Origin of the sequence: Streptomyces sp. NBC_01537 (genome assembly GCF_045040445.1) — a bacterium.
Classification (GTDB): Bacteria; Actinomycetota; Actinomycetes; order Streptomycetales; family Streptomycetaceae; genus Actinacidiphila.
Genome location: NZ_CP109392.1, coordinates 7358034 through 7380694, shown reverse-complemented (window position 1 = coordinate 7380694; position 22661 = coordinate 7358034). Strand labels below are relative to the sequence as shown.

The 22661-nt window shown below is 69.9% G+C and carries 21 protein-coding genes; 10 read left to right on the top strand and 11 right to left on the bottom strand.

Annotated features, from left to right (window positions below; all coding sequences use genetic code 11):
* Window positions 1-108: 108 nt before the first annotated feature.
* Entirely contained in the window at window positions 109-2271 is a 2163-nt protein-coding gene (locus tag OG607_RS33960) for a carbohydrate-binding module family 20 domain-containing protein (RefSeq protein WP_405731561.1), read from the top strand.
* A gap of 257 nt (window positions 2272-2528) precedes the next feature.
* Here the strand turns inward: OG607_RS33960 and OG607_RS33955 are convergent, their stop codons facing one another.
* Window positions 2529-3473 (bottom strand): pseudouridine-5'-phosphate glycosidase, encoded by a 945-nt coding sequence (locus OG607_RS33955; RefSeq protein ID WP_405731558.1) that lies wholly within the window; start codon window positions 3471-3473, stop codon window positions 2529-2531.
* On the bottom strand, window positions 3470-4594 hold the full coding sequence (locus OG607_RS33950) for a PfkB family carbohydrate kinase (protein WP_405731555.1): 1125 nt from the start codon (window positions 4592-4594) through the stop codon (window positions 3470-3472). Before OG607_RS33950 ends, OG607_RS33955 begins: the two co-directional genes overlap by 4 nt.
* Window positions 4595-4655: 61 nt before the next feature.
* Between OG607_RS33950 and OG607_RS33945 the strand changes: the two genes are divergently transcribed.
* Entirely contained in the window at window positions 4656-5153 is a 498-nt protein-coding gene (locus OG607_RS33945; RefSeq protein WP_405731552.1) for an HAD domain-containing protein, read from the top strand.
* 39 nt (window positions 5154-5192) lie between these two features.
* On the opposite strand, the gene OG607_RS33940 is transcribed toward OG607_RS33945, so the two are convergent.
* From OG607_RS33940 to OG607_RS33910, 7 genes are all read right to left on the bottom strand, one after another.
* Entirely contained in the window at window positions 5193-5414 is a 222-nt protein-coding gene (locus OG607_RS33940) for a helix-turn-helix domain-containing protein (protein WP_405731549.1), read from the bottom strand.
* Complete coding sequence (locus OG607_RS33935) at window positions 5414-5905, bottom strand: DUF2975 domain-containing protein (protein WP_405731546.1); 492 nt, start codon at window positions 5903-5905, stop codon at window positions 5414-5416. The genes OG607_RS33940 and OG607_RS33935 overlap by 1 nt, the downstream gene beginning before the upstream one ends.
* 67 nt (window positions 5906-5972) lie before the next feature.
* A complete protein-coding gene (locus OG607_RS33930) occupies window positions 5973-6977 on the bottom strand; it encodes a LacI family DNA-binding transcriptional regulator (RefSeq protein ID WP_405731543.1) in 1005 nt (334 codons plus the stop codon).
* Between the two features lie 25 nt (window positions 6978-7002).
* Window positions 7003-8619, bottom strand: a complete 1617-nt coding sequence (locus OG607_RS33925; RefSeq protein WP_405731540.1) for a glycoside hydrolase family 13 protein — start codon at window positions 8617-8619, stop codon at window positions 7003-7005.
* Window positions 8620-8723: 104 nt separating this feature from the next.
* Entirely contained in the window at window positions 8724-9653 is a 930-nt protein-coding gene (locus OG607_RS33920; RefSeq protein WP_405731537.1) for a sugar ABC transporter permease, read from the bottom strand.
* A 19-nt stretch (window positions 9654-9672) separates the two neighbouring features.
* Window positions 9673-10659, bottom strand: coding sequence for a carbohydrate ABC transporter permease (locus tag OG607_RS33915; protein WP_405731535.1), 987 nt, complete (start codon window positions 10657-10659; stop codon window positions 9673-9675).
* Window positions 10660-10756: 97 nt separating this feature from the next.
* The gene (locus OG607_RS33910) at window positions 10757-12028 is read right to left on the bottom strand and encodes an extracellular solute-binding protein (RefSeq protein ID WP_405731532.1); all 1272 of its coding nucleotides are present in this window, start codon (window positions 12026-12028) and stop codon (window positions 10757-10759) included.
* A 306-nt stretch (window positions 12029-12334) separates the two neighbouring features.
* Here OG607_RS33910 and OG607_RS33905 point away from each other — a divergent pair, with 306 nt between their 5' ends.
* The 3 genes from OG607_RS33905 to OG607_RS33895 are packed head-to-tail and all read left to right on the top strand — an operon-like array spanning window position 12335 to window position 15909.
* The gene (locus OG607_RS33905) at window positions 12335-13936 is read left to right on the top strand and encodes a glycoside hydrolase family 13 protein (protein ID WP_405731529.1); all 1602 of its coding nucleotides are present in this window, start codon (window positions 12335-12337) and stop codon (window positions 13934-13936) included.
* Window positions 13937-13961: 25 nt separating this feature from the next.
* Window positions 13962-15038: a LacI family DNA-binding transcriptional regulator gene (locus OG607_RS33900; protein WP_405731526.1), complete on the top strand. Its 1077-nt coding sequence runs from the start codon at window positions 13962-13964 to the stop codon at window positions 15036-15038.
* A 37-nt stretch (window positions 15039-15075) separates the two neighbouring features.
* Window positions 15076-15909 (top strand): phosphatase PAP2 family protein, encoded by an 834-nt coding sequence (locus OG607_RS33895; protein ID WP_405731523.1) that lies wholly within the window; start codon window positions 15076-15078, stop codon window positions 15907-15909.
* 77 nt (window positions 15910-15986) lie between these two features.
* On the opposite strand, the gene OG607_RS33890 is transcribed toward OG607_RS33895, so the two are convergent.
* Both OG607_RS33890 and OG607_RS33885 read right to left on the bottom strand, forming a co-directional pair.
* A complete protein-coding gene (locus OG607_RS33890; RefSeq protein ID WP_405731520.1) occupies window positions 15987-17552 on the bottom strand; it encodes an amidohydrolase in 1566 nt (521 codons plus the stop codon).
* Between the two features lie 41 nt (window positions 17553-17593).
* On the bottom strand, window positions 17594-19045 hold the full coding sequence (locus OG607_RS33885; RefSeq protein WP_405731517.1) for an APC family permease: 1452 nt from the start codon (window positions 19043-19045) through the stop codon (window positions 17594-17596).
* A 141-nt stretch (window positions 19046-19186) separates the two neighbouring features.
* On the opposite strand from OG607_RS33885, the gene OG607_RS33880 reads away from it, so the two are divergent.
* The 5 genes from OG607_RS33880 (at window position 19187) to OG607_RS33860 (ending at window position 22654) form a co-directional block, all read left to right on the top strand.
* Window positions 19187-19801 carry a TetR/AcrR family transcriptional regulator gene (locus tag OG607_RS33880; protein WP_405731515.1) on the top strand — a complete coding sequence of 205 codons (615 nt, stop codon included), beginning with the start codon at window positions 19187-19189 and terminating at the stop codon, window positions 19799-19801.
* Window positions 19802-19919: 118 nt separating this feature from the next.
* Window positions 19920-20393: a hypothetical protein gene (locus tag OG607_RS33875; protein WP_405731512.1), complete on the top strand. Its 474-nt coding sequence runs from the start codon at window positions 19920-19922 to the stop codon at window positions 20391-20393.
* A complete protein-coding gene (locus tag OG607_RS33870) occupies window positions 20390-20743 on the top strand; it encodes a hypothetical protein (protein WP_405731509.1) in 354 nt (117 codons plus the stop codon). The genes OG607_RS33875 and OG607_RS33870 overlap by 4 nt, the downstream gene beginning before the upstream one ends.
* A 107-nt stretch (window positions 20744-20850) precedes the next feature.
* Window positions 20851-21138: a hypothetical protein gene (locus OG607_RS33865; RefSeq protein WP_405731507.1), complete on the top strand. Its 288-nt coding sequence runs from the start codon at window positions 20851-20853 to the stop codon at window positions 21136-21138.
* 1 nt (window position 21139) lies between these two features.
* Window positions 21140-22654, top strand: coding sequence for a S1 RNA-binding domain-containing protein (locus tag OG607_RS33860; protein WP_405731504.1), 1515 nt, complete (start codon window positions 21140-21142; stop codon window positions 22652-22654).
* Window positions 22655-22661: the final 7 nt, after the last annotated feature.

Below are 22661 nucleotides of genomic sequence, written 5' to 3'. Positions count from 1 at the left end.
TCTATTGACGTGCCCCCGACACGGCCCCACTCTCACACTCGCACCCAACTGCCGTTCACCCGGACGACATTGCGCGCAAACATCCCGGACACACCAGGAGCCGCACCAATGCGCACCCTCACCCCCGAAAAACGCGCCCGCCTCTCGGCCGGCGCCCTAGGCCTCGTCGCCGCCCTCACCCTCGGCGGCCTCGCCGCTCTCCCCGCCACCGAGGCGCACGCCGCCACCGACACCGGCGTGGCCAACGGCGACACCATCGCCAACCTCTGGGAATGGAACTGGAACTCCATAGCCTCGGAGTGCACCAACGTCCTTGACCCAGCTGGTTACGGCTACGTCCAAGTGGCTCCACCCGCAGAGTCACTGAAGCAAACCAGCTATTTTTGGTGGGACGTCTACCAGCCGTACTCCTACAACCTCAACAGCCGCTTCGGCACCGCCGCCCAGTTCGCGAGCATGGTCACCACCTGCCACAACGCGGGCATCAAGGTGATCGTGGACGCGGTCATCAACCACACCGCCGCCCAGACCGGCACGGGCTACAACGGCACCACGATCAGCAACAAGTACGACACCCCGGACTGGGACGCGTCGGATTACCACACATCAGCGCAGTGCAATGACTCCGACCTGATCATCGACGACTACTCGAACCTCTCCGAGGTCCAGAACTGCGAACTGCTGGGCCTGCCCGACCTCAAGACCGAGTCGAGCACGGTCCGCGCCGGCCTGGCGGCCTACCTCAACAAGATGACCGCGCTCGGCGTGGACGGCTACCGCATCGACGCGGCGAAGCACATCCCCGAGACCGACATGGCCGCCGTCGAGGCGCTGCTGAACAACACCACGTCGGGCTCGGCGCCCTTCATCACCCAGGAGATCTACCCGGGTACGACCCCGGTGGCCAGCGACTACTACCCGACCGGTGACGTCCTGGACTTCGCGTACGCGAACAAGATCGCGGCGCAGTTCAACGGCTCCATCTCCAACCTGGAGACCTTCGGCTCGACGTGGGGCTTCGCCACCGAGGGCTACTCGACGACCTTCGTCACCAACCACGACACCGACCGCAATGGCTACACCCTGGCCATGCAGAGCGGTGACACCACCACCCTGGCCAACATCTACCAGCTCGCCCGCGGCTACGGTCAGCCGTCGGTCTACGCGAGCTGGAACTGGACCGCCAGCGACCAGGCGCCGCCCAACTCCAGCGGCTTCGTCACCGACACCAACTGCTCCAGCGGCTGGACCTGCCTGGACCGCAACACCGCGGTCAAGGGCATGGTCGAGTGGCACAACGCCGTCGGCTCGTCGTCCGCCTACACCAACTTCCAGGCCAAGTCGAGCAATGTGATCGGCTTCAGCCGGGGCACGGCCGGATTCATCGCGATGAACAACTCGTCCAGCTCGGCGTCGTACACCTTCGCGACCAACCTGGCCGACGGCACGTACTGCAACGTCATCACCGACTGCGCGAACACCGTCACCGTCTCCAGCGGCTCGGCCACCATCACGGTCCCGGCCAAGGGCGCGGTCGCCTTCCACACCGGCACCTACACCTCGCCCTCGTCCACGGCGACGGCCACCGCCACCGCGACGGCCACCACGACCGCGACGGCGACCGCGACGGCCACCGCGACCGCCACCGCGACGGCGACCGCCACCGCGACCTCCGGCTCCACCGTCACCGCGACCTTCAACGAGTACGCGTCCACCGACACGGGCACCAACGTCTACGTGGTCGGCTCGATCGCCGCGCTCGGCAGTTGGAGCACCGGCAGCGCGGTCCAGCTCTCGTCGAGCGGCTATCCGGTCTGGACGCAGGCCGTCTCGCTGCCGGCGAGCACATCCTTCGAGTACAAGTACATCAAGAAGGACTCCTCCGGAAACGTCACCTGGGAGTCCAACGCCAACAGGTCCGCGACCACCGGCACATCCGCGCTGACCCTCAACAACAGCTGGAATCTCGCGAGCGCCGGCGCCACCGACGTGACCTTCAACGAGACCGCGACGACCGTCTCCGGCACCAACGTCTACGTGGTCGGCTCCGTGGCCTCGCTCGGCAGCTGGGACACCGATGACGCGATCCCGCTCTCCTCGGCGAGCTACCCGGTCTGGAGCAGGCTGGTGATCGTGCCGAACAGCTCGTCCTTCGAGTACAAGTACATCAAGAAGGACGCGAACGGGAACGTGACCTGGGAGTCCGGCAGCAACCGCTCGTACTCCACCGGGACGTCGACGGGCTACGCGACCAGCGACACCTGGAAGTAAGGCTCACTGCAGGATCTTGCAGAAAGTTTCTAACAAGGTCTTTCGCAAAGCCTTACATCGCTGTTACGTTCCTCCTCAGCCCGGTCCGATCGGCCGGGGGTCCACGCGCAGGTCAACGGGGGACGTACCTGCGGCGGGTCCCACGCGCCCGGCCGATCGGCCCGGCACCAGGAACCGGGGCAGGGCCCGGAGTCACCCATCACCACCCCGCTGCCCCAACCCTGGGGCCGACTCCGGGCCCGGCCTCCGCCTCCGTGTCAGCCCCGAAGACGCTCCGAGCGCTCCGCGTACTCGATGGCGATCCGCGCCCCGAGCCGGGCGTTGTTCTTGACCAGCGCGATGTTGGTCCGCAGGCTCTCGCCGCCGGTGAGCTCGACGATGCGGCCCAGCAGATACGGCGTGGCCTCCTTGCCCGCGATCCCGGCCTTGTCCATCTCGGCGAGGGCCTGGTCGATGATGCCGCCGATCCGGTCCGCCGGGATCTCCTCGTCCTCGGGCACTGGGTTGGCGATGCTGACGCCGCCCGCGATGCCCAGGTCCCAGCGGGCGTGCATGACGTCCGCGATCTCGCCGGGCGTATCGGCCCGCATGGGGGACGCGAAGCCGCTCACGCGGGAGTAGAAGGCCGGGAACTCGTCCGTGCCGTAGGTCAGTACGGGCACGCCCAGGGTCTCCAGCGTCTCCAGTGTGAGCCCGATGTCGAGGATGCTCTTCACCCCGGCGCTGATCACCGCCACGCTGGTCGTGGCCAGTTCGGTCAGGTCCGCGCTGACGTCGAAGCTGGTCTCCGCCCCCCGGTGCACCCCGCCGATGCCGCCCGTCACGAACACGCTGATCCCGGCCAGCGCCGCCAGCCGCATCGTGGCCGCAACCGTGGTCGCGCCGTGCCCGCCGCGCGCCATGACATAGGCCAGGTCGCGCACGCTCGCCTTGGTCACCTCGCCGCTCGTCGCGAGCAGTTCCAGGTCCTGCGGCGTCAGCCCGATCCGGGGCCGCCCGTGCAGCACCGCGATGGTCGCCGGGACCGCGCCGCCCGCCCGGATGATGTCCTCGACCTGGGTGGCCATCTCCACGTTCTGCGGATACGGCATGCCATGGCTGATGATCGTGCTCTCCAGCGCCACGACGGGCCGCCCGTCGTGCAGCGCCTCACGGACCTCCTCGGTCAGCGTCAGCCGGGGGTGCGGGGTCGGGGTTGTCATGTATGTCTCCGGGGGCTCTCGTTCAGCGCGTCCTCGATCAGACGCGAGGTCAGGTCAGGGCGCACCGTGGCCGCGCCCGCCACGGTCAGCGCGGCCGCCGCGTGCCCGTAACGGGCCGCCTCGACCGGCTCGCTGCCGGTCAGCAGCGCGTGCACGAAGGCGGCCAGCATCGCGTCGCCCGCCCCCGTCACATCGCACACCTCGGCCGGCGGCGCCGCGAGGAAGGTGTGGCCCTCGCCGCGCGTACTGAGCAGGCTGCCACGCTCGCCGAGCCTCACCCACACGTGCCTCACGCCCCGTTCGTGCAGGGAGGCGGCGGCCCGGACCAGCCCGTCGTCGTCGGCCCGGACCGGTCCTGCGACGAGCGCCTTGAGCTCATCCAGATTCGGGGTCACCGCGAAGATCGGCCACCCGTGCGCGAGCAGCGGCACCAGCAGCGCCGCCTTGGGCACACTCACCGGCTCGACCAGAACCGGTACGTCATGGGTGCGCGCGATGTCCAGGGCGTACGCCAGCGCCTCCGGCGACAGGTTCCCGTCGAGCACCAGCATGCTCGCGTGCCCGATCAGCTCCCGCGCGTGACGCAGATCCTCCGGCGCCAGCGCGTCCGTGGCCGCCATGTCCGCCACGGCCACCACCAGGTCCCCGTCCGCGTCCAGCACCGCCGTGTACGTGCCCGTCGGATGGCTGCTCCGGTGCACATGATCCACGCGCACGCCCGCTGCCTGCGTGTCGCCCAGCAGCCGCTCCCCCGCCGCGTCCCGCCCGACCGCCGCGATCAGATACGTCGGCGTGCCCAGCCGGGCCAGGTTCTCCGCGATGTTGCGTCCCACCCCGCCGGACGTCGTGTCCGACCGGCCCGGATTGCTCGTGCGGCGCCGGATGGGCGCGGCGCTTCGGACCTTGATGTCGATGTTCGCGCCACCGATCACCACGACCGCGTTCTCCTGGCGCAGAATGTACCCCCGGCCCAGGATCGCGCCCTTCTTCCCCAGGTTCGACAGATGCACGTTCGCCGCCGCCCGGGTAATCCCGAGGGCATCGGCGATCTCCTGGGGCCCGGCGAGCGGGTCGCGGCGCAGCAGCGCGACGATCTCGCGCTCCCGCTGGGTCAACATCATGCTTACTAAAGTAAAGGCCCCTTACTCGAATAAACAACCCTCCCCGGACTACTGTGCGGCCATGCCCAGCCCCGCACAGCGCTCGCTGCTCTTCCTCGATGTCGACGGACCGCTCATCCCCTTCGGCGCTGACGCATACCCCGTGTATCAGACGGGCGACGACTCGAATCCACTCCTGACCAGGCTCAATCCCGCACTCGGCGCCTTGCTGACGGCCCTGCCGTGCGATCTGGTGTGGGCCACGACCTGGATGACCGAGGCGAACGACTGCGTCGCGCCACGGATCGGCCTGCCGCCGCTGCCCGTGGTGGGCCGGCCCGAGGAGCCCGACGAAGAGGAGCGGGACACTCGGAACGGCTTGCACTGGAAGACCCGCGCTCTCGTCCGCTGGGCAGCCGGACGCACCTTCGCCTGGGTCGACGACGAGATCACCGACGCCGACCGGTCATGGGTCGCCGCACACCACCCAGGACGCGCCCTCCTCCATCGCGTCGATCCCCGCCAGGGGCTCACCGACGCGGACTTCGCCGTTCTCGGCGAGTGGCTGCGCGCGAGCTGACGCGTGCCAGGCGTTTTCACGCCCGCCCCCTGGGGCACGTCATCCGCCCGCGGCGTCCTCGGCCACCCAGCGCAGCAGGTCGCCCGGCTGGCAATTGAGCACCTCGCAGAGCGCGGCGAGGGTCGCGAAGCGCACCGCCTTGGCGCGGCCGTTCTTGAGTACGGCCAGGTTGGCGGGCGTGATCCCTACGCGGTCCGCGAGCTCGCCCACGGACATCTTCCGCCTGGCCAGCATTACGTCAATGTCGACGGTGATCGGCATCAGATCACCTCGTCCAGCTCGGCCTGCATCTGCGCCGCTTCGACGTCGCGCGCGACGGCCTGGGCGAGCAGCATCCGCAGCACGAGCACGATGAGCGCGACCCCCAGGATGGCCAAGGCAACCCCGCCCATGATGACGGTGACGCCCGGGTCCTCCCGCTGGCCCGGCGCATTGATGATCGTGACCGCGAACCACACGAGGGAGGCCGCCACGATCGCGCCGATCACGCCGTCCACGTACCGGAAGGCGGCGTGGGAGAACACGGTTCCGCGTCGCACCATCGTCACCAGCCGCCACACGCAGACCACGGCGACCTGCACCGACACCATGCCCAGGATCGTGATCACGCGCAGCGGGGTCAGCGGGAGCGACCCGTCCTCCGGGTCGCTCCCGCTGACCAACACCCACACCATCAACGCCTGTACGAACACGGTGCCCGCGAGCACCACCACGAGCACGGCGCGCAGCGCACCCACTGTCAGCTTTCCCACGACCCACCCTTCCATCGAGTTACGATGGGAATCTATCGAAAATCGATAGACGAAACAAGGGCTCGCGTCAGCGGACCCGCATCTGGGCCGTCGAGCCCCGCACGACCAGCTCGGTCTGGAAGACGAACTCGGAGCGCTGCACGGGGTTTCCGCCGATCTCCTCCAGGAGGGCGTTGACCGCCGCGGCGCCCATGGCCTCGACGGGCTGGCGGACGGTGGTGAGCGGCGGGTCGGTGAAGGCGACCAGGGGCGAGTCGTCGTAGCCGACGACGGAGACGTCGCCGGGGACGGTGAGGCCGCGTTCGCGGACCGCGCGGATGGCGCCCAGGGCCATGAGGTCGCTGCCGCAGACGATGCCGGTGCAGCCCTGGTCGAGGAGGGCGATGGCGGCGGCGTGGCCGCCCTCGACGGAGAAGAGGGTGTGCTGGATGGGGGCGTCGTCGCCGAGGACGGCGACGAAGCCCTCGACCTTGCGGCGTACGGGGACGAAGCGGTTGGGGCCGACGGCGAGGCCGATGCGTTCGTGGCCGAGGTCGAGGAGGTGCTGGACGGCGATGCGGGCGGAGGCGCGGTCGTCGGGGGAGACGAAGGGGCCGGCGACGGCGGGGTTGTAGCCGTTGATGAGGACGTAGGGGACGCCGCGGCCGATGAGGCGGGCGTAGCGCTCGGGGTCGGAGTTGAGGTCGGCGTGCAGCCCGGAGAGGAAGACGATGCCCATGACGCCGCGCTCGGCGAGTGCCTCGACGAGTTCGTCCTCGGTGGCGCCGCCGGGGTGCTGGGTGCACAGGACGGCGGTGTAGCCGCAGCCGGTGAGGTTCTGCTCGACGATCTGGGCGAAGGCCGGGAAGATCGGGTTGCTCAGCTCGGGCGTGATCAGCCCGATCTGCCCGGCGCTGCGGTGCCGCAGGCGTAGCGGCCGCTCGTATCCGAGGACGTCGAGGGCCGCCAGCACCTTCTGCCGGGTGGCGGCGGCGACCCCCGGTTTGCCGTTCATGACGCGGCTGGCGGTGGCCTCACTGACCCCCGCCTGTGCCGCGATGTCCGCGAGCCGCGCAACCTGCTGGTGCTGCATAAGGCCTGACTTTAAGGGAGCCACGTCACGCAGCCCACCATGCGGTCGTGTCCGGCGGCAGCGTGACGCTCCCGTCCGCCTCCACCCCGAGCTCCCCGCTGGCCAGCAGCAGGCCGCCGGGGGCCGGAATCGTCACCGGCCCGGCGGTGGTGTTGACGGTGCACACGAAGCCCCCGGGACGGCGGAAGGCCAGCACGCCCACCGGGGCGTCGGTCCATTCCACCTCGGTTCCGGCGCCCAGGCCGGGGTGCTCGCGGCGTACGGCCAGCGCGCTGCGGTAGAGCTCCAGCGTGGAGTCCGGGTCGCCGGTCTGGGCCTCGACCGCCAGGGTCCTCCACTCCGCCGGCTGCGGCAGCCAGCTGCCGCCCGCCCCGAAGCCGTACGAGGTGCCCTCGGCGGTCCACGGGATCGGCACCCGGCATCCGTCGCGGAAGCCGTCCTGGCCCGCGGCCCGGACGAAGGCGGGGTCCTGGCGGACCTCGTCGGGCAGGTCGGTGACCTCGGGGAGGCCGAGTTCCTCGCCCTGGTAGACGTACGCGGAGCCCGGCAGCCCCAGCATCAGCAGGGACGCCGCCCGCGCCCGGCGCACACCGCCGCCGAGGCGGGTGAGGTGGCGTACGACGTCGTGGTTGGACAGCACCCAGGTGGTCGGGGCGCCGACCGTCCGCATGGCGTCCAGCGACTGGTCGATGACCTTGCGCAGCTCCTCCGCGTCCCAGCCCGTGCCGAGGTACTGGAAGTTGAACGCCTGGTGCAGCTCGTCGGGCCGCAGGTACTTCGCGGTCCGGTCGACGGTCGCGGTCCAGGCCTCGGCGACACCGATGCGCTCGCCGTCGTACTCGTCGAGTATCTGCCGCCACGAGCGGTAGATCTCATGGACGCCGTCCTGGTCGAAGAACGGCAGGACATCGTTGCCAAGGAGCCTGAGCTGCTCGTGGTCACCGATGTCCGGCAGCCCTTCGGCCTTCACCAGGCCGTGGGCCACGTCGATCCGGAAGCCGTCCACGCCCATGTCGAGCCAGAAGCGCAGGATCGAGCGGAACTCGTCCCTCACCGCCGGGTGCTCCCAGTTGAAGTCCGGCTGCTCCGGCGCGAACAGGTGCAGGAACCACTCCCCGTCCTCGGCTCTCGTCCAGGCCGGGCCCCCGAAGACCGACTCCCAGTCGTTCGGCGGCAGTTCGCCGTTCTCCCCCTTTCCCGGACGGAAGTGGTACCGCGCGCGCAGCGGCGAGCCGTGGCCCTCCCGGAGCGCCTGCTTGAACCATTCGTGCTGGTCGGAGGAGTGGTTCGGGACCAGGTCCACGATGATCCGCAAATCCAGGGCGTGGGCGTCCCGGATCAGGCCGTCGGCGTCGTGCAGCGTGCCGAACATCGGGTCGATGGCCCGGTAGTCGGCCACGTCATAGCCCGCGTCCGCCTGCGGCGACGCGTAGAAGGGGCTCAGCCAGACGGCATCCACGCCGAGGTCCCGGAGGTAGGGGAGCCGGGCGCGTATGCCGGGGATGTCGCCCATGCCGTCGCCGTTGCCGTCGGCGAAGCTTCGCGGATAGACCTGGTAGATCACGGCTTCCCGCCACCAGTCGCTCCGCGGGTTTCCCGGGATGTCGGTCGGCTGGGCGTGGTCGGCGAGGCGCTGGGTCATGGCGTCCTTGACTCTTGTGTACGGGACTGGGATTCAGCCCGTCCGGCGTTTGAGGACACGCCCGAAGGGCGTTCCGGGGGGGGGCAGGGGGCCAGCCCCTGGATTCAGGACTTGGCCGCGCCGGCGGTGAGCCCCGTCACCAGATGCTTCTGCACGAGGTAGAAGATGACGATCACCGGTATCGCGATGAGCACCGCCGCAGCGGACATGTACTGCCACTCCGAGTCGTGCTCGCTGATGAAGCTGCCCAGCCCGACCGCCAGCGTGTACTTGCCGTCGTCGAGCATGAAGGTGTTGGCGAAAGCCACCTCGCCCCAGGCCGTGAGGCAGGTGTAGAAGGCGGCCACGGCCAGCCCCGGCCGGGCCAGCGGCAGGATGAGGCGCCAGAAGGTGCCGAAGGGGCTGAGGCCGTCGACGCGCCCCGCCTCGTCGATCTCCTGGGGGATCGTGTCGAAGTAGCCCTTGAGGAGCCAGGCGCAGTAGGGGACGGCGGTGCTGCAGTAGACGAGGATGAGGCCGCCGTAGGTGTCGATCAGGCCGAGGTCGGCGAGGATCGTGTACATCGGGACGATGAGGACGGCGATCGGGAACATCTGGGTGACCAGCAGCACCCACATCAGCTTCTTGTAGCCGGGGAAGCGCATCCGCGAGACCGCGTAGCCGGTGGTGGCGGAGAACATGACGCCTATGACGCAGGTGAAGAAGGCGATGAGCGCGGTGTTGCCCATCCAGGTGAAGAAGCTGGTGTGGTTCAGGACGTGCGAGTAGTTGGACAGGCTCGCCTTGCCGGCGATGCCGCCGGGGTGCAGGTAGTCGTCCTTGCCGGGGCCGAGCGAGAGGTAGACCAGCCAGCCGATCGGGAAGACGGCGATGAGGCTTGCCGTCATCAGGAGGCCGTGCGACAGGATCGAGGCGCTACGGCTGCGCGAGCCGCGGCCGCGGTACCCGTGCGGGCGCGGCTGTCGGGGCGTGGCGGCGGCCGGCGGTTCGTCGTTGACGCCATGGCCGGGGATCGTCATCTTCGTGGTGCTCATGATTGTGGTCCCTGCCCTTTCAGCCGGCGAGTTGTTCGTTGCGGGCCAGCCACCGGCGGTAGAAGGCCGTGAAGACGATCAGGATGGACAGCAGCAGGACGCCGTACGCGGCGGACTGGGCGTAGTCGCGGGGCTGCTGGCCGAAGCCGAGGCGGTAGGCCCAGGTCACCAGGATCTGGGCGTCCGGGGCGCCGCTGCCGAAGAGCAGGAAGATGATGGCGAACTGGTTGAAGGTCCAGATGACGCCGAGCAGGATCACGGTGCTGCTGACCGAGCGCAGCCCCGGCAGGGTGACGTTGCGGAAGCGCTGCCAGGCGTTGGCGCCGTCCATCTCGGCGGCCTCGTAGAGCTCCTGCGGGATGGACTGCAGGCCGCCGAGCAGCGAGACCAGCATGAAGGGGACGCCGACCCAGGTGTTGACCATGATGGCGGCGAGGCGCTGGAAGGTGGTGTCCTCCAGCCACTGCGGCTGCGGGAGATGGAGCCCGCCGAGGACGGAGTTGATGATGCCCGAGTCGCTGAGCATGATCCGCCAGGAGAAGACGGTGACGAAGGTGGGCACCGCCCAGGGCAGGATCAGCAGCATCCGGTAAAGCGTCCGGCCGCGCAGGTTCTGGTTGAGCAGCAGTGCCATGCCCAGGCCGATGCCGTAGTGCAGCACCACACAGGCGGCGGTCCAGACGACGGTCCAGACGAAGTGGGACCAGAAGCGGTCGTAGGCGGTCGGGCCCCACAGGATGTCGGCGTAGTTGTCGAAGCCGAGGAACTTGTACGTGGCGTCGATGTGGTTGACGCCGATGGTGCGGGCCGAGTTGAGGCTGTTGGCGTCGGTCAGCGTCAGGTAGAAGCCCTGGACGAGCGGATAGCCGACCAGCACGCCGAGCACGATGACCACCGGGGCGATCATCGCGTACGCGTACCAGTGCTTCTGGTAGGAGTACTTGAGGCGCAGTAGCGGGCCGGGGCGCGCGGGGCGCGGCTCGCGGGCCTTGACGGCGACTGTCATCGGCGGACACCTTCTCGGATTCGATACATACGTACGCGAACAGCCGGGGGCCGCCGGCCCTGCCCGGGTGAGGGGGCGGGGCCGGCGGCCGGCCGGATTACTTCGTGTAGTCGGGCAGCAGCTTGGCCATCGCGGTCTCGCTGTTGCTCAGGGCCTTGTCCAGGGACTCCTTGCCGCCGGCGAGCGCGGTCAGTTCGGTGCCCAGCGGGCCCCACAGGGAGCTGTACTCGGGGAGCTCGGGGCGGGGCTGGGCGGAGGTCAGGACGGACTGGAAGCCGGCGACGCCCGGGTCGGCGGTGACGGCGGCGGTGTAGGCGTCGGAGCGGGTCGGCAGGGTGGCGTTCTTCAGCGCGATCTTGGTCTGGGTCTTCGCGGAGGTCATCCAGGCGACGAACTTGATCGCGGCGTCCTGCTTGTCCTTGCTGGACCCGGCGTAGACGGAGAGGTTGTGGCCGCCGGTCGGGGCGCCGGAGGAGCCGCTGGAGCCGGCCGGGAGGACGGCGACGCCCAGGTTGCTCTTGTCGGCGAAGGCCGTGCCCTTGTAGAAGTTGGTGATCTCCCACGGGCCCTGGATGATCGAGGCGACCTTGCCGTTGACGAAGGCGTCCTCGATGTGGGCGTAGGCGTCGGCGGTGATGTCCGCCTTGTGCAGGCCGGTCCCGGAGAACATGCTCTGCCAGGTGGCGAGGCCCTTCTTGGCCGCCGCGGTGTTGATGGTGATCTTCTTGCTCGCCGTGTCGACCATGTCGGTGCCCTCGCCGTACAGGAAGGGCTGGGCGTAGTAGGAGGCGGTGTTCAGCCAGAAGCCGTCGGCCTTGGTCTTCGCCTTGATGATCTTGGCGTCGGCCTTCAGTTCGTCCCAGGTGGTGGGGGCGGCGGTGATGCCGGCATCCGCGAAGAGCTTCTTGTTGTAGACCAGCGCCAGGGTGTCGGTGACCAGCGGCACGCCGTACGTCTTGCCGTCGTACTGGGCCTGCTTGATCAGGCTCGGCTGGAACTTGGCCTGGTCGGCCAGCGCGGCGGTGCCGTCCAGCGGCAGGAAGTAGCCCTTCTTGGCGAAGGCGGGCGTCCAGCCGACCTCGGAGCGCAGCACGTCGGGGGCGCCCTTGCTGCCTGCGGCGGTGTCGAACTTGTTCTGCGCCTGGTCGAAGGTGACGTCGACGTACTTGACCTTGATGGTCGGGTTCGCCTTCTCGAATTCCTTGACCAGTGCCGCGTAGGTCGGCGACTCGTTCGAGGCGTTGGAGGTGTCCCACCAGGTGATGGTGACCGGACCGTCGGCCTTGTCACCGCTGTCGCTGCCGCCGCAAGCCGTTGCCGCGAGGGCGATGGACGCCACAAGCGCGGTGGCCGCTATGCCACGCCGCATGATTTCTCCTAGAGGTGGAAGCCCGTGGATGATCAGGGATGCGCTGACGCTCCCCCCTGCCGACTGCACCTTTGCGGCCGTCGGGCTGTCGGTGAAGTTAACAGGGATGCAAGACGGATGAAAGACCTTGCTGCAAACTCTTGCAAGATCCTTTGATCGTTACGCCCACGTGTCCTCACGGTTGCCGTCGGGAGACTTGACGTGGCACTCTCCTCCTGCTGCAAGCTGTTGCGGTTCCTTCCGCAAAATCCTGAAACCCATTGCTTACGCTTTGCTTCCGTCAGGCCCGACTCACGAGGGACCCATATGACCCAGGAGCTCGCCCCCGACGTCCACGACCGCTCCGCGGGCCGGCACACGGGATGGTGGCGCAGCGCCGTCATCTACCAGGTGTACGTGCGCTCCTTCGCGGATGGCAATGGCGACGGCAACGGTGATCTGCCCGGCGCCCGCGCCCGGCTGCCGTACCTCAAGGACCTCGGCGTCGACGCCGTCTGGCTGACGCCGTTCTACGCCTCGCCACAGGCGGACGGCGGCTACGACGTCGCCGACTACCGGGCCGTCGACCCGATGTTCGGCACCCTCACCGACATCGACGACCTCGTGCGCGACGCACACGCGCTGGACCTGCGCGTCATCGTCGACCTGGTCCCCAACCACTGCTCCGACCAGCACGAGTGGTTCAAGCAGGCCCTGCGCGAAGGCCCCGGCTCGCCGCTGCGGGAGCGCTTCCACTTCCGGCCGGGCAAGGGCCGGCAGGGTGAACTCCCCCCGAACGACTGGAATTCACTCTTCGGGGGCCCGGCCTGGACCCGGGTGCCGGACGGGGAGTGGTACCTGCACCTCTTCGCGCCCGAGCAGCCCGACTTCAACTGGGAGCACCAGACCGTACGGGACGAGTTCCGCTCGATCCTGCGCTTCTGGCTCGACCTCGGCGTCGACGGCTTCCGCATCGACGTCGCCCACGGCCTGGTCAAGGCCGCCGGCCTGCCCGACATCGGCCACAACGTGGAGATGGGCCTGCTCAACACCGACGAGCTGCCCTTCTTCGACCAGGACGGCGTCCACGAGATCTACCGCGACTGGCGCTCGATCCTCGACGAGTACCCCGGCGAGCGCATCGCCGTCGCCGAGGCCTGGACCCCCACCCTGGAGCGCAGCGCCCGCTACCTGCGCCCCGACGAGCTGCACCAGGCCTTCAACTTCGAGTACGTCATGGCCGGCTGGGACGCCGCCGGGCTGCGCCGCGTCATCGACGAGACCCTCCGGGCGATGGCCCCGGTCGACGCCCCCGCCACCTGGGTGCTCTCCAACCACGACGTCGTACGCCACCGCACCCGCTACGGCAGCCTGCCCCGGGCCCGTGCCGCCGCCCTGCTGATGCTGGCGCTGCCCGGCTCCACGTACCTCTACCAGGGCGAGGAGCTGGGCCTGCCCGAGGTCACCGACCTGCCGGACGCCGTGCGCCAGGACCCGTCCTTCTTCCGCGACAACGGCCAGGAGGGCCTGCGCGACGGCTGCCGCGTCCCGATCCCCTGGGGCGGCGACCGGCCCTCGTACGGCTTCGGCGCGGGCGACGGCAGCTGGCTGCCGCAACCGGCGCAGTGGCAGGGCCTGTCGGTGCAGGCCCAGACCGGCGACCCCGGCTCCACGCTGGAGCTGTACCGGGCGGCGCTGCGGCTGCGCCGGGAGCTGCCGGGGCTGGGCGACGGCGAGCTGGAGTGGCTGGAGGCGCCGGAGGGCGTACTGGCCTTCGCGCGGCCGGGATTCGTCTGCACGGTCAACCTGGGTGCGGCGGAGGCCGAAATGCCCGCGCCGGGCGAGGTGGTGCTGTCCACCGAACCGGTGGGGACGCAGGGCGGACTGGTCCGCATTCCGGCGGATTCCTGCATCTGGTGGGCGGTCTGAGATGCGACCGGTAAGGTCCAGTCCTGTGACCGCCAGGCTTTCCGACATCGCAGCACAGGCGGGGGTCAGCGAAGCCACGGTCAGCCGCGTCCTCAACGGCAAGCCCGGAGTGTCCGCCACCACCCGCCAGTCCGTGCTGACCGCACTCGATCTGCTCGGCTACGAGCGGCCGGTGCGGCTGCGGCAGCGCAGCGCGGGCCTCATAGGCCTGATCACCCCCGAGCTGGAAAACCCGATCTTCCCCGCCTTCGCCCAGGTCATCGGCCAGGCACTGACCCGCCAGGGCTACACCCCGGTCCTCGCCACCCAGACCCCGGGCGGCTCGACCGAGGACGAGCTCGTCGAAATGCTCGTCGAGCGCGGCGTCGCCGGGATCATCTTCGTATCCGGTCTGCACGCCGACTCCACCGCCGATATGGAGCGCTACGAGCGCCTGCACGGCCAGGGCGTGCCGTTCGCCCTCATCAACGGCTTCTCCGACAAGATCAAGGCCCCCTTCATCTCCCCCGACGACCGGGGCGCGATGCGCCTGGCCGTCACCCACCTCGCGGCGCTGGGCCATGAGCGGATCGGGCTCGCGGTGGGCCCCAAGCGCTATGTCCCCGTACTGCGGAAGATCCAGGGCTTCGTACGCTCCATGGACGAGGTCCTCGGCGTCCCGGCGGCGGTCGTCGAGCGGCAACTCATCCAGCATTCCCTCTACACCCTGGAGGGCGGCCAGGCCGCCGCCTCCGCCCTCCTCGGCTCCGGCTGCACCGCCGTCGTCACCGCCTCCGACATGATGGCCCTCGGCGCGATCCGCGCCGCCCGCCAGCACGGCCTGGACGTCCCCCGTGACGTGTCCGTCGTCGGCTTCGACGACTCCCCGCTGATCGCCTTCACCGACCCGCCGCTCACCACCATCCGCCAGCCCGTCACGGCGATGGGCCAGGCCGCGGTGCGCGCGCTGCTGGAGGAGATCGGCGGTACGCCCGCCCCGCACAGCGAATTCGTCTTCCTGCCGGAGCTGGTCGTACGCGGCTCGACGGCGGCCAGACCTGGCAGTCAAGGTTCCGTCTCTGTACCAGTACAGCGAGATGAACGGAATCCGACCGGGGGCTGATCGGACGGCGACGCGGCGCGTGGCAGACTATCGCCCCATGGGGGAAACCACGACGAAGATCAGGACAGGCAGCGCCGCCGACACCGCCCCGGAGGAAACCCGCACACTCATGGAACGGTTCCAACGGTTCAGGTCACCGCGCCGCCCCAGGCTGTGGTTCGAGATCCTGCTGATCGCCGTCAGCTACTGGCTCTACTCCCTCGTGCGCAACGCCGTGCCCGAGAAGCGGGCCGAGGCCATGCGGCACGCCGACCGGGTCTGGAGCTTCGAGCAGTCTGTCGGCCTCAATGTCGAGCACGCGGTCAACCACGCGGTCAACTCGCAGACCTGGCTCATCGTCGCCATGAACTACTACTACGCGACGCTGCACTTCATCGTCACCCTGAGCGTCCTGGTCTGGCTCTTCCGCCGCCACCCCGGGCGTTACGCCTCCACCCGGCTGGTCCTCTTCGTCACCACCGGCATCGCCCTGGTCGGCTACTACTGCTACCCCCTGGCCCCGCCACGGCTCATGGAGGGCGGCACCTTCGTCGACACGGTCAAGGTCCACCACACCTGGGGCTCCATGGCCTCCGGCGACCTCGCCCACGTCTCCAACCAGTACGCCGCGATGCCCTCCATGCACATCGGCTGGTCCCTGTGGTGCGGCATCACCATCTTCATGCTCGCCAAGCCCCTGTGGGCCAAGGCCCTCGGCCTCGCCTACCCCGCCGTCACCCTCCTCGTCATCATCTCCACCGCCAACCACTTCTGGCTCGACGCCGTCGGCGGCGCCCTGTGCCTGAGCTTCGGCTTCGTCGTCTCGTGGGCGGTCTACGGGGGGCTCGCGTACCGGTTCCCGAGCCGGGTGCCGATCGCCAGCCACGGCTAGGCCTGTGGCTGCGAGCGTTCGCCGGGTTGCGCAGCCCGCCGGCTGCGCTTTGTCCTCAATCGCCGGACGGGCTGAATTCAGCGGTGCACGACGTGCCCGCCGACCATGGTCAGCCGCACCGGGGCCTCGGCCAGTTCGTCCGCCGGGGCCTCGACCGGGTCCAGCCCGAGGACGGTGAGGTCGGCCCGGAAGCCGGGCGCGATCCGGCCCGCGAGGGCCTCCTCGCCGGCGGCGAGGGCGGCGTGCGAGGTGTAGCCCTCCAGCGCCATCGGCGCGGTCAGCGCCTGCTCGCCGCGCAGGCGGGCGGCGGCCATGATCCGGCGGGGGTCGTAGTGCGCGATCGGCCAGTCGGAGCCGAGCACCAGGGTCGCACCGGCATCGCGCAGGTCGCGGCAGCGCCAGGCGCGGCCGGCCCGCTCGTCGCCCAGGCGCCGGGACCACTCGTCGGTGCGGTCGGCCCGGGTGTACGCGGCGTGCGTGGGCTGCATGGACGCCGTCACCCCGAGCGCGGCGAAGCGGGCCGGCTGGTCGTCCGGGACGGTCTCGATGTGCTCGATCCGGTGCCGTAGCCGGGTGCCGCCCAGCGCCTCCACGGCGTCCAGCGCATGGCGTACTCCCGCGTCACCGATGGCATGCGTGGCCGTCGGCACACCGGCCCGGTCCAGGCGGGCGACGGCCCGGCTGTACGCGTCCGGGTCGGGCCAGAACGACTCGGTGCCCTGCCCGTGGCAGTCGGGGTGGTCGAGCCAGGCGGTGCCGCCCTCGACGGTGCCGTCGATGAAGAACTTCACCCCGCCGACCCGCCAGTGGCGTCCGGCCCGCCCCTGCAGGCCGATGAGACGGTCGAGGTCGTCCGCGTCCGTGTCCGGCATGCACCACGGGTGGAGGCGCAGCCGTAGCGGCAGTACGCCTTCCCCCTCGATGCCGGTGAGCAATTCGAGGGCGTCATCGCTGCGCAGGTCCATGACGTGGCCACCGGTGAGGCCCGTGGCGGCCATGGCGTTGAGCAGCGCGAGCAGCCGCGCCCGGCGTTCGGCCGCGGGCGGGCGCGGCACCAGCGCGGCGACCAGTTCGATGGCCGCGTCCTCCACCAAGTGGCCGGTCGGGCGGCCCTGTTCGTCGCAGACGACCTCAGCCCGCTGGGCGAAGCGCCGGGGCCCCTCGATCCCGGCCGCCGTCAGCGCCGCGGCGCTGGCGAGCGCCGAATGCGCGTCGTACAGCCGCAGGAGGGCCGGCACCCCGCCGAGCACGTCATCGATGACGTCCCGGCTCACCGGCCGCCCCCCGAACGCGTTGTGGTCCAGGCCCCAGCCCGTCACCCACTCCCCGCGCCCCGCCTTCCTCGCGGCCTCCGCGAGCGCCGCACGCAGGGCGTCGAGGTCGCCGCAGCCGGACAGGTCGATCCCGGTGGCCAGTTCTGCGCCCATGACGGGGTGGCTGTGGCCGTCGGTCAGCCCGGGCGTGACCGTCGCCCCCGCGAGGTCCACCACGGTGGTGCCGGGGCCACGCCAGTCCCGTACGTCGGCTGCCTCACCGACCGCCGCTATCCGGCCGTCCATGATCGCGACGGCGGTGGCGAGCGGACGGCCGGGGTCGAGCGTACGGACCCGGGCTCCGGTAAGAACGGTGTCGGCAACTGGCACGGTGGTTCTCTTTCGACAGGGGAGTCCGGGGAGTCCGGGGGTCATGCGTCGGCGGCGAACGCCTCGTACACCTCGGGACGGCGGCGGCGCAGCCGGAAGGCGAGCGCGACCCCCACGAGCAGCACCAGTGGCACCGGCGCGAGCAGCACCAGATTGGTCCCCGTCCCGGCACCCGTCATCAGCGCGATCCTGCTGAGGATCAGATACAGCGCGCCCGCCATGAGCACGGCGCCCGCGACCGGCGCGACGACCGTCCGCAAGATCCCCTCGGAGTGCGTGAGACGGCGGAAGAAGACCGGGATGGCGACAGCCGTGAGCACCTGTAGAAGCACTATCCCGACCACGCCGGGGGTGTTCACCCAGAGCAGCAGCCGCAGATACGGATCCGCTCCGGCGGCGGCGAAGCCGAGGACCACGACGGCGGCCAGCACCGTCTGGATCCCTCCGGCGAGGTGCGGGGAGCGGTGACGCGGGTGCACCCGGCCGAGGGCGGCGGGCAGCAGGCCCTCGTGCGCGAGCGAGTGCGTGTAGCGGTTGATGGCGTTGTGGAAGGCGAGGAGGGCGGCGAAGACACTGGTCACGATGAGGATGTGCATGATGTCGGCGGCCCAGGCGCCGACGTACTGCGTGGTGGCCGTGAAGAACAGCCCCGCCGGGTCCTTGGCAGCGGCCGCCATGACGCCCTGCGCACCGAAGGCCTGGACGACGACCCATACGACGAAGGCGTAGAACAGCCCCAGGAAGCCGACGGCGACATACGTCGCGCGCGGGATCGTACGGCCCGGCTCGCGGGCCTCGGAGCGGTAGATCGCGGTGCACTCGAAGCCGCAGAACGCGGCGAACGCGAAGGCGAGCAGCGCCCCGGTGCCCGGCGTGACGGCGTTGGCCGGCGTGAAGGAGTCCAGGTGGAGGCCGTCCGCACCGCCCTTCAGCAGCACCCCGGCGGCGAGGACGACGAGGATGCCGGTCTCGGCGACCAGCAGCACGCCCAGCACCTTGGCGCCGAAGTCGATGCTGCGGTATCCAGCGAACCACACGACGGCCACCCCGATGACGGCGATCACCGGCCAGGGCGCCTCGATCCCCCACAGCGCCCGCAGGGTGTCGCGGACACTGGTGGCCAGCAGCCCGTACATGCCGATCTGCAGCGCGTTGTACGAGAGCAGGGCGAGCCCGGCGGAGCCGATGCCGGCCGGCTTGCCGAGGCCCCGGCTGACGTACGCGTAGAAGGCACCGGCATTGGTGACGTACCGGCCCATCGTGGTGAAGCCGATGGCGAATATGGCGAGGACCGCCCCGGCGATGAGATACCCGACGGGCGCGCCGACGCCGCCGAGCAGGACGGCGAAGGGGGCTACGCCCGCCATGACCGTCAGCGGGGCGGCGGCGGAGACCACGAAGAAGGTGATGTCACCGGTGCCGAGGCTGCCGGAGCGGAGCGCGGAGTCCGCGGCGGCGGCCGGGGGGTTGTGGGGCGGGGCGGTGGTGGCCATGGTCGGAGGCCCTTCTGGCGGGATGTGGCGGGGGACGGGGGTACGCGACACAAAACCTAAAGCCTTTCGGTTTCGGCAATGTACCCCTCCGCGTAACCTCTGGAAAGAGCCGATTTGCGGATCAAGGAACTCGGGGGACACATGGGACGGCCGAGCAAGGCCCTGCTGGACACCGAGCGCATCGGCGCCACCGCGCTGGAACTCGTCGACACCCACGGCGACTTCAGCGTCCCGCAGATCGCCAAGCGGCTCGGCGTCCAGACCGGCTCCGTCTACCACCACGTCGACGGCCGGGCCGGCATCATCGAACTCCTCCGCGAGCGCGTCACCGCCGCCATCGACCCCGCCACCCTGGACCTTCACCCCTGGGACACCGCCCTCGCCGCCTGGGCCCGCTCCTACCGCGCCGCCTTCGCCGCCCATCCGCGCACCATCCCGCTCCTCGCCACATCACCCGTCCGCGCACCCGACGTGTTGACGCAGTACGAGCGCGCCGTCGCCCTCCTCCTCGGCGCCGGCTTCCCCCTGGACTCCGTCATGGCCGTCCTCACCGCCCTCGAAGACCTCATCCTCGGCTCCGCCCTCGACCTCGCCGCCCCCGAAGCCATGTGGCACCCCGCCACCGACGGCCCCACCCCCCTCCTCGCCCAAGCCCTCGCCGCCATAGGCCCCCGCCGCGCCGACGCCGCCTTCGACCTCGCCCTGACAGGCTTCCTCGCCCACTGCCGAGGGCTCCTGACGGGCTACACCGCGTAGAGCGGCCGCTCACACCGCTTTGGCGGTACGCCGTGGCCGCCGGCGTTGACATTGAGGACTAGGCCCTGTCCGGCGCTTCCTATGTTGCGCGGCCAATATCCGAACTACTGTGGATGTCATGACCGAGGCCTACGAGGACGTGCCCTTCAGCGAACTACTCCACCACCCGGCCGCGACCACACGAAGACTGGACGCCGTCCGCGCGTTGCGGCTGCGGCGGCGCGACGCCGGGGACCTCGCTCTGATGCGGGTCGACCAGATGGAGCGGGACGCCACAGTCGTGGACTTCACCTCGCGCCTGCTCGCCGGGCTGGTCCGCACCGAGAACATCGAAGCGCTGCGCCAGGCGCTGCCAGAGGCCCTGCCGTGGATCACCTTCCTGCCCTCCGAGGACGTGGACACCCTGCTCGCCGAGCTGGTGGACACGGCCAGGGGCGCCGTGGCCCTGGACAACCTCACCCCGATCGCGCTCCTGCTGACCCAGTGGCGGCACAGCGCGGAGATCTATGCGGACCCCGCCCTGCTGGCCATCCTCACCCGTGAACCGGAAGGCGACCTCGGCCCCGTACCCCTGCCCCAGGAGAACGGGTGAGCCCCAAGCGCGGAGACCGGGCCGCGCCGCCGCCGATCGGGGACGAGTACGACATCCGCTTCGCCACTACCGAAGCCGCCGACGGCTGGGAGCACCTCTCCCGCCACGCGGCGGGCAACCTTCGCCGTGCCTTCGACAAGATCCGCGCCACCCCGCGCGCGCTGGACAACCCCGAACGCCAGCACCGCCTCAAAGGCAAGCTCGGGACCACCACCTTCAAAGGCCACGCCCTGGAACGCTGGCAGTACGAGGTCACCGGCGGCGGACGCATCTGGTACCTGCTCGACGACGCCAACCGCACCGCCTGGATCACCTATGCAGGCACCGGACACCCGAAAGCCACCGACTGAGCAACCCCCGCACGCCACCCCCGGCTGAGGGCCGGCAACCGTCACATTCACTCACGGGGCGCCCGGTGATCTGTACGTTGAGCGGGGGCTTGCCGTACGGTCCGGGCATGAGCGAACGCGTCGGCTACGGGAGATGCAGTCGGGACAAGGAGGGCATCACCGCCCAGCGCGAGGTCCTGCTCGGCCGCCCCTGCCTGGCTCAGGCGCTCGCAGCCGTGCGCGCCAGGCGCACTCTCGTCGTTCCGAAGCTCGACCGCCTCGCACTCTCGGGCCCCGACGCCCGAAACATCGGCGACTCACTCACCGCCCGCCGGCAGGCCCATCCGGTAAAACCGCACCCGTCCGGCGAACACACCATCGCCAGTCTCGCCCAGCTCACCTCTGGCGGGCAGTGAAGTGCTGCCCTACGTCCACCGGGTCACCAAGTACGATCCTGCCGACCGCGATCAGCACGGCCACTACACCGGCGCCGAGCCCGCGATCAGCGACCACGGACCAGTCGAAGCCGCTTACCTGCAGGCCGTCACGGCCTTCGCCGAAGGCACTGGCGTCGACCAACTGGCCATCCGCGAGCCGGAGATCGGCGGCCTCGCTCACTTCGGCCTTGAGCCGCCGGTCGATGGCTACGGTCTGATCGGCCTTTTCCCGGATGGCCTCGCCGGTTTCCACGACGGTGCGCAGGTGTCGATCACGGCCGGCCTGGCACTCGTCAGGGCCATGCTCCGCGACAACGGCGCCTGGTGCCGTCTGGAGGTGGAGGGAGCATTCGCGGTACACGTCGGATGGGACCAGTACCTCTACGTCGGCAGCACCCGGCCCTGCGAAACAGCGCTGGCCCAGACCCGCTCACTCGGACTGTTCCCTGAACGTCTGGACGCATCGCCGTACGACTTCGCCCCCGACGCACTGCACGTGCAGCGCCCGGCCGACGCCGACTTCTGGGCTCGCGTGCGCTGGACGGTCAGCGCCTACCGCGCCACGTTCCTGGAGGAGACCTACGTCGCGAACGCGTCGCGCTGGCACCGCCTCACACGCGACAACATCGAGGCAGTGCGCTCCCAGTTGGCCCCTCGCGCTCAGTTGGCGGTCTGGCCGGACCTGCTCACCGACGTCGATGCGGTCCTTGCCTCTCTGCCCGACATGGGCGTAGTGGAAATCCTCTGGGAGGACGAGGACGGTCGAATCACCAGCACGGTCGCGGACGAGACCCAGTGCGAGTCAGTGGCCTACCGGATCGCAGGTGCGCGTGCTGCCGCCGTCGTATCCCTGGTTGTCGATGAGCGTCATCCGCTGTTCACGGCTGTGCTGCCCGACAGCGACGGCATCCTCCGCGCACGCTGGCAGACCGAACCGACGCCCAGCGACCGGGACTGGGCCTTCCTGAAGACCCTGCGGCGCGGCCAAGTCGTCACCGGCACAGTGACGTCCATCGCCGACTTCGGCGTCACGTTCGTGGACATCGGCGGCTTCACCGCGATGATCAACATTCCCGAGTTGTCCTGGCGCCCCTCCAACCACCCCTCCGACATCGTCAGCGTCGGCCAGGAGATCACAGCCGAGGTCCTCGACGTCGACATGGTCCGGGAACGGGTTCCGCTGTCACTCAAAGCAGTGCAGGAGGACCCGTGGCCGCAGCTAGCACAGAGGATCGGGCAGGTGGTCACCGGACCGGTCACCAGGATCCTGCCGTTCGGCGCCTTCGTCCGCATCGAGGACCGAGACGACGGCTTCGAGGGACTGGTGCACAACAGCGAACTGGATGCATCGCCCGTGGAACGGCCCGAGGACGTCGTCCAGGTCGGCGACACCCTCACCGGGGAGATCATCGACGTCGATCTCACGCGTCGCCGTATTACCCTGTCGCCCATTCAGGCAGCTACCGCCGGGTTGCGGGATCAAGCGCACGAGTGATGAGGCA